The organism is Halorubrum aidingense JCM 13560 (genome assembly GCF_000336995.1).
GTDB lineage: Archaea > Halobacteriota > Halobacteria > Halobacteriales > Haloferacaceae > Halorubrum > Halorubrum aidingense.
In genome coordinates this window covers 112,640-127,204 of the sequence record NZ_AOJI01000025.1, presented here as the reverse complement: position 1 = coordinate 127,204, position 14,565 = coordinate 112,640, and the positions used below count along the sequence as shown (strand labels likewise).

The following is a 14,565-nucleotide window of genomic DNA, read 5'->3' as shown; positions in this document are numbered from 1 at the left end:
TCGCGCCATCAGAGATGTGTATAAGAGACAGAATAAATGCGCTCAACCCACAGGTCGCGCTGTTCTTCCTCGCGTTTCTCCCCGGATTCGTGGCCGGTGGAGGATCCGGCGGAGACGGGGGAGCCGGCGGGGCCGTCATCGTCCTCGGGGCCACGTACGCCGTGCTCACGGGCGTCTACCTCGGCACCGTGGCGGTCGTCGCCGACGGGGCCGCAGGCGTTCTCCAGTCTGACCGGGCCGGTCGCTGGCTGGACCGGGTCGCAGGCGGGATGCTACTCCTGCTCGGCGCGTGGCTCCTGACGACCTGACTGCCGTCGCACGCGTCTCTTCACCAGCACGGGTTCTAGCTGTCCTCGTCGATACCGCGTCAGAGCGCCCTCGAAATTCCGCCCGGAGTTCCGCGAACCGCACCGTTATGGTCGATAATGCCGATCGTTCACACGTTATGTCACAGCAAGGTGTTCAAGAGGAGCTGTACGTCGACCAGTACACGCTCGGACTCGTCGGCCCCGATCAGGAGTGGGCCGGCACGGTCGCGGACGGCGGGACGGTGGAGACGTACACGCCGCCGGGCTGTTGGGGGCCGATGGTCACCCCGTCGTTCCGCGGCGGCCACGAGGTGACACGCCCGATCCGCGTCGAGGGCGCCGAAGTCGGGGACGCGATCGCGATCCACATCCGCGACGTCGAGGTGACGAGCATGGCGACGAGCACCGGCTCGATGGCCGAGCGGGCCGGCGCGTTCGGCGACGACCCGTTCGTCGACCACCGCTGCCCGGAGTGCGGGACGACGTGGCCCGACTCGGTCGTCGAGGGCACCGGCGAGGACGCGATCCGCTGTGCGGAGTGCGGCGCCAACGCCTCCTCGTTCGGCTTCGAGTACGGGTACACGGTCGCGTTCGACCACGAGAACGCGGTCGGCGTCACCCTCGATAAGGACGGCGCTCACGCGCTCGCGACCGACGCCGAGCGCGTGATGGACATCCCGAAGAACGCCCGACAGCACCCGATCCTGCTGTACGAGCCGGACGGGATGCCCGGCACGCTCGGCCGGCTCCGGCCCTTCATCGGGAACATCGGGACGACGCCGTCGGTGACCATGCCCGACTCGCACAACGCGGGCGACTTCGGACAGAGCCTCATCGGGGCCGACCACGACTACGGCGTCGAGACCGAGGCGGACCTCGAAAAGCGCACCGACGGCCACATGGACATCCCCGAGGTCCGCGCGGGCGCCACGCTGATCTGCCCCGTCGAGGTCGACGGCGGCGGGGTGTACGTCGGCGACCTCCACGCGAACCAGGGCGACGGCGAACTCTCGCTTCACACCACCGACGTGAGCGGCACCGTCACCATGGATGTCGAGGTGATCGAAGGGCTCGACCTCGACGGTCCCGTCCTCCTCCCGAACGCCGAGGATCTCCCCTTTATCAGCAAGCCGTACACCGACGACGAGCGCGCCGCGGGTCGCGACCTCGGCGCAGAGCACGGCGTCGACGTCGAGACGGAGATGGGACCGATCCAGGTCGTCGGCTCCGGCGCCACCGTCAACGACGCCACGCAGAACGCCTTCGACCGGGCGGGACAGTTGCTCGACATGAGCGAGGGCGAGATCCGCGCCCGCTGTACGTTCACCGGCGGCGTCCAGATCGGCCGGCTCCCGGGCGTCGTCCAGCTCGACATGCTCGCGCCGATGGACCTGCTCGACGACCGGGGGCTCGGCGACGCGGTTCGCGAGCAGTACGACCTGTAGCCCTCTCGGTCACCGACCCGCCCGCCGTCGCCTTCCTCGCGGCGATCCGGCTGGCACCCGGCGGGTCGTCCCCTGATCTTCCGCCCGCCGGCGCAGGCGCTCGACGCGCTCCTCGGTCGAGGGGTGCGTCGACAGCCAGCGCTCGGCCGGGTTCTCGGTCCGCTTGTAGGCGGACAGCGGCGCGAACGGCCACGCCGGCTCTGTCGCGCGCTCGATGCGTCGGAGCGCCCGCGCGAGCGCGATCGGATCGCCGGTGACCTCGGCCGCTCGGTCGTCGGCCGCGAACTCCCGCTTGCGCGACCGCGACCGCGCGAGGAGCGTCGCCAGCACGAAGGCGGCGAACGGCCCGCTCGCGAGCGCGCGGTGGAGCCGCGCAAACGTCCCCGATCGGTCGCCGGGCCGTCCCCGGATCCACGCCGACGCCGTCGCCGTCCCCGACAGCGCGAGCAGCGCCGGCAACACGAGCAGCGTGGCGAGCCCGGCGACCGTCCGGCCGAGGCCGTCCACCACCGCGAGCGCGAGGCCGTCCCTCGCTTCCAAGTGCGCCAGCTCGTGCGCGAGGATCGCCTCGATCTCGCGGGGGGAGAGCAGCCGAAACAGCGACCGATCGAACACGAGCGCCCCGCCGTCCGAGCCGCCGACCGCGAACGCGTTCGGCGCGCGGGTGTCGGTGACGTACAGGGTCGGGGCGTCCACGTCCATCCGCGCGACGAGCGCGTCGATCCGGCGGTGGAGATCGGCCGCCTGCGCCCGCGACACTCGATTGCCGTCGAGCGCCGCGAGAAGCCGTGCGGTCCCGATCCGGTGGCTGAGCGCCGCCGATCCGACCGCGACGACGACCAGCAACGCGAGGAGGACCGGGAGAGTGGGGCGGGCGGCCCAGAGGGAGACGAGCAAGTCGGCGACGAGCAGCGCCGCGATCAGATAGACCGCGAGCAGTCCGACGCCGACCGTCGCCGCGCCGACCCGGAAGGCAAGCCGGGACATACCGGCGGCTACGCGAGCCGGAGGCAAACGCGTTGCGCCGGGGTCGAACGCGGGGTCCCGCGCACCGGGCTCCGAATTCCTCGCGCACCGAGTTCCGCGTCCCCCGCGCACCCCGCCGGAAGGAAAAGCGGTAATCCCCCGGGGCGAGAGGTGCCGGTATGGACGCACGCATTCGCGAGCACGCCGAGATCATCGCCGACCACTCGACCGGCATCGAGTCGGGCGACAACGTCGTCATCCAGCTGCCGAAAGAGGCCGAGGACCTCGCGGTCGCGCTCCACGAGATCTGCGGGGACCGCGGCGCGAACCCGGTGTACCTCAACTACTCGAAGCGCGCACAGCGGGCCTTCAAGCGATCGTCCGCGGAGTTCACCCAGCCGAGCCACCGGCGCGCCCTCTACGAGGAGGCCGACGTGTTCGTCATCGCGCGCGGCGGGCAGAACGCGACCGAGGACGCGGACGTCGACCCCGACACCAACGCCGCGTACAACCGCGCGATGGAGGAGGTCAAGCGGACCCGGCTCTCGAAGACGTGGTGTCTCACGCAGTACCCGACCGCGAGCCACGCGCAGCTCGCCGGCATGAGCACCGAGGCCTACGAGAACTTCGTCTGGGACGCCGTCTCGCTCGACTGGGACGCACAGCGCGAGTTCCAGGCCGAGATGGTCGAGATCCTCGACGCCGCCGACGAGGTCCGCATCAAGTCGGGCGAGGAGACCGACCTGACGATGGACCTGTCGGGGAACTCGACGCTCAACGACTACGGCGAGGCGAACCTCCCGGGCGGCGAGGTGTTCACCGCGCCCGTCCGCGACGGCGTCGACGGCGAGGTCCACTTCGACCTCCCGCTGTACCGCTACGGCCGCGAGATCGACGGCGTCCGCCTGCGCTTCGAGGACGGGAAAGTCGTCTCGCACTCCGCCGAGCGCAACGAAGACCTGCTCACCGGCATCCTCGACACCGACGAGGGGTCGCGGCACCTCGGCGAGCTCGGCATCGGGATGAACCGCCAGATCGACCGGTTCACCTACAACATGCTGTTCGACGAGAAGATGGGCGACACCGTCCACATGGCGGTCGGGTCCGCGTACCCCGAGACGGTCGGCGAGGAAAACGAGGTCAACGAGTCCGCCGAGCACGTCGACATGATCGTCGACATGAGCGAGGACTCCGTCATCGAGGTCGACGGCGAGGTCGTCCAGCGGAACGGGACGTTCGTCTTCGAAGACGGGTTCTAAGTCGGTCGTCTCGGACGTTTCGATTGTTTCGGGCGTTTCGTAGGTTCCGATGGGCGCCCGCATTTATCCCGTTGGGCCGCGTTTAGGGACGCATGCCAGAAGAAGTCCTCTTCGAGTCGGAGAGCCGCCGGAGCCGCGAGGAGATCGCCGCGTACCTCCGCACGGTCGCGGACTCGCTCGACGCCGGCAACGCGATCACGCTGAAACGAGGCGGCGAATCGGTGACGATGGAGCCGCCGGCGCGACCGACGTTCGAAGTGAAAGCGGAGCGAGAGGGGCCCGCCGACGGCCTCGGGGAGCTGAGCATCGAGTTCGAGCTAGAGTGGGACGAGGGCGGAGACGGCGGCGGCGACGACGCGAGCGGAGACCTGTCGATCGAGTAGGCCGCGGCCTGCGGTCGCGGCGGGTCTGGACCCACGTCGCGGGCGGCTACGGAACGCTGCCCGGAACCTCGACGAACGCGTCGCGGGCGGAGAGGCGATCGAGGGTCTCGTCGACCCGGGCCCTGACCCGCTCGACCCGTTCGATGAGTTCCTCGTACTCCTCGGTATCCGTCGTGCCGGCCGCCTCCAGCGCCGCCTTCTTCGACGCCAGCGCGAAGAACTCCTGGCTGCGCTCGTCGAACGTCGCGCGGTGGAGCAACACCTCCACGAGCGTGAGGAGGTCCTCTCTCGTGACGGGTTTGGTCTTGTAGTCGTCGAAGGGCATGTCGACGATGTCGACGTCGGGTTCGACCGCAGTCAGCATGGCGATGCGGGCGTCGTAGCCCGCCTCGCGCATCGCCGCGAGCACCTCGTGGCCCGACATGTCGGGCATCCGGCGGTCGAGGAGCACGACGTCGACGTCGTCGTCCATCTCCGCCAGCGCGGCCTCGCCGCCCGTCGCGATTCGCACGTCGTACGCCGAATCGAGGTACACCCGGTACAGCTCCGCGAGGTCGGGCTCGTCGTCGACCGCGAGGACCGTGGCCCGCGTCGCGTCGTCCATCACCATCCGCGGGCTCCGATTTGCGAGGCGCGCCTAGGGTACCCTCGCCCGGCGGACCCCGCCCCGGTGGACGCTTGGCCGCCGGACCCTGACTCGGCGAATCCCGGCCCGACGTCGATTGCGTTTCGTTCGCTCATGCGAGCCGCTTCGCGAGTGTCCCGTTAAAATGTTGACCCGTCGTTATCATCAGTGAGATTCGTGATGGAGCGCGGGCCCGCCCTCGAACCAGTCCACTCCCGTGGTCCGACGGCCCATCGCGACCGAAACCCGAAGGACCACCGTGACCCAAAGGCACATTTACGCGCGCTTCCTATTCGCCCTCAACGAATGTCTCACAGCCCCTCACTGCCCGACCGTCCCCGTCTCGAGCTCGATCCGGAGATGAGCGAGACGGAACGGCTCGAAGCGATCCGCCAGCACTACCGGCGGATCCTGCAGGTGAACAACGAACTGGAAGACCGACTCGACGACGCGCAGGGCCGCCGCGGCGAGCTGAAAACCGACGTCGACGAGCTGAAACGCGAAAACGAGGTGCTGAAAACGTCGTCGCTGTACATCGCCTCCGTCGAAGAGATCACCGACGACGGCGTCGTCATCAAACAGCACGGCAACAACCAGGAGGTGCTGACGCAGGCGGCGACGCGGCTCGACGCCGACCTCCGCCCCGGCGACCGCGTCGCGATCAACGACTCCTTCGCGGTCCAGCAGGTGCTCGACGACGAGACCGACTCCCGGGCGCAGGCGATGCAGGTCACCGAGTCGCCCGACGTCGTCTACGACGACATCGGCGGCATCAACGAGCAGATCCGCGAGGTCCGCGAGGCCGTCGAGGACCCGCTAGAGAACCCCGAGCAGTTCGAGGCCGTCGGAGTCGAGCCGCCGAGCGGCGTCCTGCTGCACGGGCCGCCGGGGACGGGCAAGACGATGCTCGCGAAGGCGGTCGCCAACGAGTCCGACGCGACGTTCATCAAGATGGCGGGCTCCGAGCTCGTTCGGAAGTTCATCGGCGAGGGCTCCCGACTCGTTCGGGACCTGTTCGAGCTCGCCGCCGACCGCGAGCCGGCCGTCATCTTCATCGACGAGATCGACGCCGTCGCCGCCAAGCGGACGGATTCGAAGACCTCCGGCGACGCCGAGGTCCAGCGAACGATGATGCAGTTGCTCTCCGAGATGGACGGCTTCGACGACCGCGGCGAGATCCGCATCATGGCCGCGACCAACCGCTTCGACATGCTGGACGAGGCCATCCTCCGGCCGGGCCGCTTCGACCGGCTCATCGAGGTCCCGGAGCCGAACGCCGAGGGGCGCGCCCGCATCCTCGAGATCCACACGGAGGACATGAACGTCGCCGAGGAGGCGGACGTCTCGACGATCGCCGCCGACTTGGAGGGGTACAGCGGCGCCGACATCGCCTCGCTGGCGACCGAGGCCGGGATGTTCGCCATTCGCGACGGCCGAACGGAGGTCACCCAAGCGGACTTCGAGGCGGCTCGCGAGAAGCTCCAAGACGCCGACAAAACCGAAGAGCGCGTCATCAACTACCAGTACTAGACGCGCTGATCGGCGGTCGATTTCGGGTTCTACGAGGGTTTTGGCGGTTGATCGACGGCGAACACTTCCAAAGCCCCAGCCGCTCGCTTATAAGCAGTTGCGAGCGGATCGACGGCGAACACCTCCAAAGCCCCAGCCGCGACGATTCGCGCGGCTTGTTGCGCTCCTCGCTCGCGTTGCTCGCTGTGGTGCTTCCTGCGCCGGGCTTCGTCCTCGCGGCAGCGAGGCGCTACGTGCCTCTGGCAGCCGGCGGCTCTGCTGCCGGCGACTGCCCCCTTTGCGTCCCACCCGACCGCACCACTGGAAGACGTTCCTGCTCGCTTCGCTGCGCGGGCTGCGGCTTCCATGCTCCCGCTCGTTTCACTCGCGGGACCGCACCCGCACCTCACGCCTCCCCAGCCTCGTCGGCGCGGCGCTTGCAAGCGCCGCGCCGACTCCCTCGCGCGTGCTCTTCGCGCCTTGCAGGCGCGCAGAGGCACGCGCCACCGCGATTGTTTATAAATGACTGCCTTGGCCGACTCACTCCGAGGTACGGCCGCTTCGTAACCCCTTAGCGCGCCGGTCGCCGATCACCCGCTAATGAACACCATCCACGTCGCCGGCGGCGTCGGGGTCGCTGACACGGCGATGGCCTCCTACGACGCCGCGCTCGCGGACGCGAACCTCCACAACTACAACCTCGTCGCGGTCTCCTCCGTCGTCCCCGCCGAGGCGACCGTCACGTCGGTCGACGAGGCCCCGGATCTGGGCCCCGCCGGCAACCGGCTCACCGTCGTCGAGGCGCGCCGGACGCTCGGCCCGAAAGACGAGGTCGACTTCCGCGAGGGCGGTCGCGCCGGCGCGGAGGATGCAGAGTCGAAGCGCGCGCCCCGGCGCCGACCCGACGTGGCCGCCGGGCTCGGGTGGGCGACCGGCCCCGGCCCCGGACTCTTCTACGAGGTGACCGGCGAGGACCCAGACGACGTCCGCGCGCGGATCGAGTCCGGGCTGGACGCGGGCAGCGACCTCCGCGACTGGGACCTGCCGGACCGGTCGTTCCGCGTCGAGAGCGCGGCCGCCGAACCGGAGCGCTACACGACCGCCGTCGTGATCGCGGCCTACGGCGAGTCGGAATCGATCCTGTAGGCGCCCCCGTCTCCGACCGGCGCGACGCGGACGGCGACGGTATCGCCCCCGCCGACGCCTTTTTGAGTGGGGTCCGCGTACTCGGTGTGTCTTCGATGAACGGCAACAACCCGTATGCCGGGGCACCGAGCGTGACGAACGCGGGGGAACCCGCGGCCGTCGACCTCTCCCCCGACCAAGAACGGCGTCTCCGGCGTGCGGTCGCCGGGATCGTCTCGCGAACCGAGTCGTATCTCCCGGACAGCTACGCCGTCGGGTCCGAGCTGTCGGTCGGCGCGAACGGCCCGCAGGCGACCGTCGCCGTCAACCCGCCCGCCGGCCACCCCGTCTCGGCGGGGTTCACGCCGGACCCCGACGAACTGGAGGCCGGGATCGCCGACGCCGACACCGACGAGGTCGCTCGCGGACTGGCCGCCAGCGCCGCGATGCAGGTGATGGACGCCGTCGGCGACGTCACGCCGACCGCGAAGTAACGACTCGATCTCACCCGACTCGCCCACGACGTTTCTCAGTCGTTCCGCATCGTTCGGACCGCTACTTCGCGTCCGTTTCTCCTCTCTCGTCCGTCTGCGCCTTGTCGTCCGTCTGCGCCGGTTCCCCCTCGGAATCGGGCGGAGTCATCGTCCCCGTCACGCGCCCGTAAATGCCGAAGATCTCCTCGTAGCCCTGCTCGCTCGCGAGGATCGGGACGACGCCGGACGTCTCGACGCGGTGGGTGTACACGTCGTCCTCGGCGAACACCGCGCCTTTGGGGATCGCCTCGAAGTTGGCGTAGTGGACGCGGGGAGTCCCCCCGCCTTTCGGGACCTCCTCGTCGCCCGTGACGATCGTGGTCTCGGTGAACGTCGGCGGCTCGTCGTCGAGCGCGCCGTGCGCGCGGAGGAACGCGAGACACGCCTCGTACCCGAACTCGACGGCCGCCTCGCTGCCCTGTCGGCCGACCTCGATCGAGACGGTGTGCGGGACGACCGAGTCGAGCGTCGTCCCCCGGAGCCCGCTCGAATCGACGACGAACTCGACCGGCATCCCGGTCACGCTCCGCCGCACCGACTCGGTCGGGTCGCTGTAGATCGCGAACGGCGGCGGTGCGCTGTGTGAGCTGTGAAGCGCGAGCACCGCGTCCATCCCGTCGAGCTCGGCGGCGAGCCGCGGCGCGAGCGCGCGTTCGTACTCGTCGCTGTCGGCGTCGCCGGGGAACACCCGGTTGAGGTCCGCGTCGGTGTAGCGCGTCCCGGCGTCGAGCGCCGGCTCGTTGGCGACGATCAGCCGGACGCATCCGGACCCGGGCCCGTCCTCGTCGAGTTCCGCCGCCAGTCGTCTGACGATCCGTTCGCCGGCGGGCTCGTCGCCGTGGATCCCGCCGACGATCGCGACGCGAGCCGACCCCGCCGACCCGCGGTCGATCGTTTCCATATCCTCTCTTCGGCGCGGTCCACTCATAAATCGTCGCGGTCTGCGGGCGCCGCGGTCCGCGGTCGTCACGAGCGCCGCGAGCGCCGCGAGCGCCGCAAGCGACGCGGACTACCGACTCGCTCGGTCCGCGAGCAGCGACCGGTACCGCTCCGCGAGCTCTCGGACGACGAGCCGATCGCGTGGATCGACGCCGATCGCGTGGAGGGTCGCCGCGTAGCCGACGAGCCCGACCGCGGCGCCGACGATCACCGCCCGGCGTCCGGGGACGACCTCGCGAACCGCTCGCATCGCCGCGAGGGCGACGCCGCCGGCCGCGAGCGGGCGCAGGTAGGTGCGGTCGAACGGCCACAGCCCCTCGAACCGTCGGAGCAACACGACCTGGATCCCGTTTTGCACCGCGATCGCGAGCGACGTACCGAGCGCGGCGCCGACGAGGCCGTACCGGAGCACGAAGGCGTACGTCAGCCCGACGTTGAGCACGGCGAGCAGCCAGTCGAGGAGCATCCGGGCGTACTGGTGATCGGTCATCATCAGGAGCCACCCGGTCGCGCCGACGGCGCTTCCGACGAACACCCCGCCGAGGTAGACGACCAGCGGGACGTACCCCGCCGCGTACGGCTCGCCGAACAGCCCGAGAAGCTCCCGGCCGTACACGACGAGGACGGCGAGGATCGGGATCACGGTCGTAACGATCTGGCGAGTGACGGACGTGTACACCGCGTTGAGCGTCTCGGTCTGACCGTCGGCGTACAGCTCCGAGGCGACCGGCGGCAGCAGCTGGTTGAACGAGAGAAGCGGGATCCACGCGACGGCGATCAACACGAGCACGACGTTGTACACTCCCGCCGCCGTCGCGGTGAGGAGCGCACCGACGAGCAGCACGTCGACCCGGTTCTGGAACACCTTGCCGAGACTGCTCATCGCGACCGGCGCCGCGTGGTTGTAGAACCGCCGCGCCTCGCGGCGCGCCCCCCGAAGCGACGGGACGACGCCGGTGACGCGCGCCGAAAGCGGGACGGCGGCGGCCGCGAGCGCCGCGGTGGCGACGACGATGCCGCCGGCGACGCCGACGACCGAGTAGCCGAGCGCGAGGGCGACGACCGCCCCGACGAGGCGGACGGCCGGCCGGAGCAGCTTGTTGAAGGCGATCTCGCCGCGGGCGGAGCCGACCGCGCGGAAGATCGCCGACGCGACCATCACGAGCCCGAGCAGCCCGACGAGGGCCCCGAAGGTGGCGATCGTGTCCGTGAACGCCGGCTCCGCGACGGTCAGGTCGTTGATCCGCGGCGCCGCCAGCCAGATCCCGGCGGCGATCGCGAGGCCGAACCCGAGCGTCGTGGCGTACGCGAGCCCGGCGACCGTCCCCTGTCGGTCCGGGTCGTCCGCGTACTCCGGAAGGTAGCGCTGCAGCGCCGGGACGCTCCCGAACGTGACGAGCCGCGAGCACAGCTGGGCGATCCGCCACGCGAGCGCGTAGACGCCGTAGGCGGTCGGACCGAGCCCGCGCGCGAGCGCGAACTCGGTCGCGGCCGTCAGCGCGCGCTGGCCGGAGACGCCGCCGGCGGTGAGCACCGCCCCGTGAGCGATCGCCACCAGTGCCTCCCGCTCATCGTCGGGAACGCGCTCGTCGTCGGGAACGCGCTCGTCGTCGGGGACGCGCTCATCGCCGGGAACGCGCTCGTCGTCGTGCTCCACGGATCGGTCTACTCGCTCTGTCGCCGCTCGAAAAATAAGCGGCTCGTTCCGCCCGTCGCGGCCGCCCGGCCCCGGCGGCCGCCTACCAGCGCTGGTGGACGTGCTCGCGGACGTGCTCGTCGTACACCTCGCGGACGACGGCCCGGTCGGTCGCGGAGAGCGACGGGACGCCGCTCGCGGCCGCGTTCGAGCGAACGTGCTCGGGCGTCGTCGACCCCGGAATCACCGCCGAGACGGCGTCGTGATCGAGGATCCAGCGCAGCGCGAACTGCGCGAGCGAGACCCCGTCGCCCGACGCTCGCGTCGGGTCGTCGCCGACGGCGTCGGCCCGGTCCGCGAGCGCGTCGACGGCGTCGAGGCCGACCTCGTAGGGGACCCCCGCGAACGTCTCGCCCACGTCGAAGGCGTCGCCCTCGCGGTTGTAGTTCCGGTGGTCGTTCTCCGGGAACGCGTCGCCCCGCGAGAGGGCGCCGGTCAACAGCCCGGAGGCGAGCGGCACTCGGCAGATAACGCCCACGTCGCGGGCGGCCGCCTCGTCGAGGAACAGCTCGGCGGGCCGCTGTCGGAGGGGGTTGAAGACGATCTGCACCGTCTCGACGCCGGGGTACGCGAGCGCTTTGAGCCCCTCCTCGACGCGCTCGACGCTGACCCCGTAGTTCGCGATCCGCCCCTCGTCGGCGAGCGTCGCGAGCGCGTCGAACGTCTCCGGCCGGTAGTAGACGTCCGTCGGCGGACAGTGGAGCTGGAGCAGGTCGAGCGTCTCCATCCCGAGGTTCTCCCGCGAGCGGTCGACGAACCGGCGGAGGGTCGTCTCGTCGTACCCGTCGGCGACGTGGGGGTCGAGCCGGCGGCCGGCCTTCGTGGCGACGGTCACCTCGTCGGCGGCGATGTCCGCCGCGAGCGTCTCGCCGAGGATGCGCTCGGAGCGCCCGTCGCCGTACACGTCCGCGGTGTCGAAGAAGTCGATTCCGGCGTCGCGGGCGTCCTCCACCGCGGCGACCGCCTCGGACTCGCTCACGTCGCCCCAGTCGCCGCCGATCTGCCACGCGCCGTAGCCGACCTCGCTGACCGCCCCGACGTTTCCGAGCGTGCGATGGTTCATACCGCGATCTGATCCGGCGGGCCCAAGGGCGTTCCGGCCGCGGTACCGTCGGTGATGGCGACAGCGACGGCGATCGCGACGGCAACGCTGACAGCGACGGCGATCGCGACAGCGACGACGAAACGGAGACCGACGCCCGTAGTAGTATATAAACAACCACCGCTGTTGAACGCCTTCGGAAGTGGTTCATTCCGGCTCACAGCGGCCTGCACAGGTGGGTCATCCGCAGATAGGCCGCGGAGCGACTACCCGGCTAACGCGATATCTAGGTACAGCATAATGATGACGCCGACCATGAGCCCGAGCGTCGCCACGCGTTCGTACCCGCTTCTGTGTGTTTCGGGGATGATCTCGTCGGAAATCACGAACAGCATTGCACCCGCGGCAAATCCCATCGCGTACGGCAGTAGCGGCTCGATTGTCGCCACGGCGACGGCCCCCAGCACCGCTAACGGAATCTCGACGACGCCGGCCCGGATCCCGGCGATCGCGGCATACAGCCGACGGTTGAGTCCGGCGTTCACCGCCGCCACAGACACGGCCAGCCCCTCGGGGATATTCTGGAGGCCGATCGCGAGCATCAGCGACAGTGCGCTCCCGAGCTGTGCTGGATCGCTCCCGGCCGCACCGAACCCGACGCCGACGGCTAACCCCTCGGGCATGTTGTGCAGCGTGATGGCCAAAATGAACAGGATCACTCCGGCCAACCGCTCGTCGGTGACCGGAAGCGTCTCGCTCGGTCCCGCTGCGTCCGCTCGACGGCTGCCGGTCAGGAGGTAGTGCGCGTGGGGAACCAGCGCGTCCGCTCGGTCGAGAAACAGCGCGCCGATCCCCACGCCGACGAGTGTCGGGACCGGATTCCCTCCAGAATACTCCTCGATACCGGGGATTATGAGGCTGGTAAAGGCCGCTGCGAGCATCACGCCCGCCGCGAATCCGAGCATCCCGTTGAGGGCCCGCTCGGATGGATTTCGCCAGACGAGCACGAGCGACGCACCGAAGAGGTTCATCAGAGCGATGATGATCCCCCCGGCGAGCGCCTGTATCACCGGGGACACCCCGACGAATCGGACAAACGTCTCCGTGATCTCGAACGCCATTGGCTGTCTCTGCGCGATGTGGAATTGTATAAGTATGCACCCAGAAACGGACGGAACCGGCGCTCGCGCTGGTCTCATGCCGTGCGCGTCCGGAGGTTCGAACCGGCGCGCTATTTCAACCGGTTCGCGGCAGCGTGCTCCGCAAGTAGCTTATACATCGCCAGATCGCCGCGAGTTGCGAGGCGACCGTCTTCGGGCGTGCAGACGGTATTTCGTCACCATCGCGGCGTGGTTCAGTTATAACCGATCAGGCGGCCCGCCAGAAGCCGTCCCCGTCCGCGACGGGAACAGGACGCGTTCACCGACGCATTCACCGACCGCTCACCGACGCGTTCACTGATGCGTTCACTGACGCTCGCTACAACACCGCCGCGAGCGCGTCCATCGTCTCGTCGACGCGCTCGACGCGGGCGTTGTGGCCCATGTGGCCGATCCGCAGGATGTCGTCCGCCAGGTCGCCGAGTCCGGTCGCGACGAGCACGTCGTGCTCCTCGTGGAGCGCCGTCTGAAGCGCCGCCGCCCGGTCGGGAACGTGAAACGCCGTCACCGTCGGCGAGCATCGCACCGGGTCCGGGTACGGCTCCAGCCCCAGCTCCGCGCCGCGCTCGCGGCAGTGCGCCGCGGCCGCGCGGTGCCGGTCGTACACCGCGTCGAGCCCCTCCTCGACCACCAAGCCGAGCGCCTCGTCGAGCGCGACGACCTCGGTCGTGAGGTGCGTGTAGGGGAACCCCGCCGACGTGTCGCGCCACGGCAGGAAGTTCGTGTACAGCGAGTGCGGGTCCCGATCCTCCATCGCCGCCCACGCGCGCTCGCTGATCGCGGCGGTCGTGAGCCCCGGCGGCGCGCTGAAACACTTCTGGGAGGCGCCGAGACAGACGTCGATCCGATCGGTCGGGACCGGGGTGCCGCCGAGCGACGAGACCGCGTCGACGACGGTGAGGATCTCCGAATCGGCCCCGTCGAGGAGGTCGAGCGCGGGGCCGAGGTCGTTGAGCGTCCCGGTGGGCGTCTCGCAGTGAACCATCGTCGCGAGGTCGAACGCGGTGTCGTCGTCCGCGAGGACCGATTCGAGGTCGGCGAGCGGGAGCGGGTCGTCGTAGTCGGCGGACAGCAGGGTGACTTCCCCGCCGTACTGCTCGACGAAGTCGGCGAAGCCGTCGCCGTAGAGCCCGTTCGAGAGACACAGCACTTCGGTGCCCGGTTCGACGAGCGAGGCGATTGCGGCCTCCAGCCCCAAGATCCCCTCGCCGCCGGGGACGACGATGTCGCGGGCGACACCGGCGCCGGCCTCGCTCGCCGCCGACGCCTCGTCGACGCCGTACACCGTCGCAAGGCGGGCTGTGACCCGGTCGTAGATCTCCCTGAACGCGGGGTCGACATCGGGGTTGATCAGTTCGCGGCTCATCGCCTCGCGGACGGAGTCGGGGACCGCGGTCGGTCCCGGCGTCATGAGCATACGCGTGTACTCGCGCCCGTCGAGATAAGCGCCCCGTCCGGCGACGCTCCGACGTCTGCGAACCCACGCGTACACATATATGCCCCGGGCGCGGATTTCGAGATATGACACGCAGCCGTCATCGACGCGGGGGGGCCGTCCGGCCCGCGACGAAACGC

Annotated in this window: 14 protein-coding genes; 7 read left to right on the top strand and 7 right to left on the bottom strand. The window is 69.9% G+C overall.

Annotation, left to right across the window (positions count from 1 at the left end; genetic code table 11):
* Positions 1-14: 14 nt before the first annotated feature.
* Both C461_RS16200 and C461_RS10190 read left to right on the top strand, forming a co-directional pair.
* Positions 15-308 carry a LysE family transporter gene (locus tag C461_RS16200; RefSeq protein ID WP_049906523.1) on the top strand — a complete coding sequence of 98 codons (294 nt, stop codon included), beginning with the start codon at positions 15-17 and terminating at the stop codon, positions 306-308.
* A gap of 137 nt (positions 309-445) precedes the next feature.
* Positions 446-1,753 (top strand): acetamidase/formamidase family protein, encoded by a 1,308-nt coding sequence (locus C461_RS10190; protein ID WP_008000938.1) that lies wholly within the window; start codon positions 446-448, stop codon positions 1,751-1,753.
* Positions 1,754-1,762: 9 nt separating this feature from the next.
* On the opposite strand, the gene C461_RS10185 is transcribed toward C461_RS10190, so the two are convergent.
* Positions 1,763-2,740, bottom strand: a complete 978-nt coding sequence (locus C461_RS10185; protein WP_008000937.1) for a M48 family metallopeptidase — start codon at positions 2,738-2,740, stop codon at positions 1,763-1,765.
* Positions 2,741-2,898: 158 nt separating this feature from the next.
* Here C461_RS10185 and C461_RS10180 point away from each other — a divergent pair, with 158 nt between their 5' ends.
* Complete coding sequence (locus tag C461_RS10180; protein ID WP_008000936.1) at positions 2,899-3,978, top strand: aminopeptidase; 1,080 nt, start codon at positions 2,899-2,901, stop codon at positions 3,976-3,978.
* 92 nt (positions 3,979-4,070) lie between these two features.
* Positions 4,071-4,361, top strand: coding sequence for an amphi-Trp domain-containing protein (locus C461_RS10175; protein WP_008000935.1), 291 nt, complete (start codon positions 4,071-4,073; stop codon positions 4,359-4,361).
* Between the two features lie 46 nt (positions 4,362-4,407).
* On the opposite strand, the gene C461_RS10170 is transcribed toward C461_RS10175, so the two are convergent.
* On the bottom strand, positions 4,408-4,965 hold the full coding sequence (locus C461_RS10170) for a response regulator (RefSeq protein ID WP_049906535.1): 558 nt from the start codon (positions 4,963-4,965) through the stop codon (positions 4,408-4,410).
* Between the two features lie 327 nt (positions 4,966-5,292).
* Between C461_RS10170 and pan2 the strand changes: the two genes are divergently transcribed.
* The 3 genes from pan2 (at position 5,293) to C461_RS10155 (ending at position 8,114) form a co-directional block, all read left to right on the top strand.
* On the top strand, positions 5,293-6,516 hold the full coding sequence (gene pan2, locus C461_RS10165; protein WP_008000932.1) for a proteasome-activating nucleotidase Pan2: 1,224 nt from the start codon (positions 5,293-5,295) through the stop codon (positions 6,514-6,516).
* A 579-nt stretch (positions 6,517-7,095) separates the two neighbouring features.
* On the top strand, positions 7,096-7,641 hold the full coding sequence (locus tag C461_RS10160; protein ID WP_008000930.1) for a pyruvoyl-dependent arginine decarboxylase: 546 nt from the start codon (positions 7,096-7,098) through the stop codon (positions 7,639-7,641).
* Between the two features lie 95 nt (positions 7,642-7,736).
* A complete protein-coding gene (locus tag C461_RS10155; protein WP_008000929.1) occupies positions 7,737-8,114 on the top strand; it encodes a DUF5811 family protein in 378 nt (125 codons plus the stop codon).
* Positions 8,115-8,175: 61 nt separating this feature from the next.
* Here C461_RS10155 and C461_RS10150 read toward each other — a convergent pair whose 3' ends face one another.
* The 5 genes from C461_RS10150 to C461_RS10130 form a co-directional block, all read right to left on the bottom strand.
* Entirely contained in the window at positions 8,176-9,054 is an 879-nt protein-coding gene (locus C461_RS10150; protein ID WP_008000927.1) for a succinylglutamate desuccinylase/aspartoacylase domain-containing protein, read from the bottom strand.
* A gap of 108 nt (positions 9,055-9,162) precedes the next feature.
* Positions 9,163-10,749: a lipopolysaccharide biosynthesis protein gene (locus C461_RS10145; protein ID WP_008000925.1), complete on the bottom strand. Its 1,587-nt coding sequence runs from the start codon at positions 10,747-10,749 to the stop codon at positions 9,163-9,165.
* An 82-nt stretch (positions 10,750-10,831) separates the two neighbouring features.
* Entirely contained in the window at positions 10,832-11,851 is a 1,020-nt protein-coding gene (locus C461_RS10140; protein ID WP_008000923.1) for an aldo/keto reductase, read from the bottom strand.
* Between the two features lie 245 nt (positions 11,852-12,096).
* Positions 12,097-12,951 carry a ZIP family metal transporter gene (locus C461_RS10135; protein WP_008000921.1) on the bottom strand — a complete coding sequence of 285 codons (855 nt, stop codon included), beginning with the start codon at positions 12,949-12,951 and terminating at the stop codon, positions 12,097-12,099.
* A 358-nt stretch (positions 12,952-13,309) separates the two neighbouring features.
* Positions 13,310-14,407, bottom strand: coding sequence for a pyridoxal-phosphate-dependent aminotransferase family protein (locus tag C461_RS10130; RefSeq protein ID WP_008000920.1), 1,098 nt, complete (start codon positions 14,405-14,407; stop codon positions 13,310-13,312).
* Between the last annotated feature and the right edge of the window lie 158 nt (positions 14,408-14,565).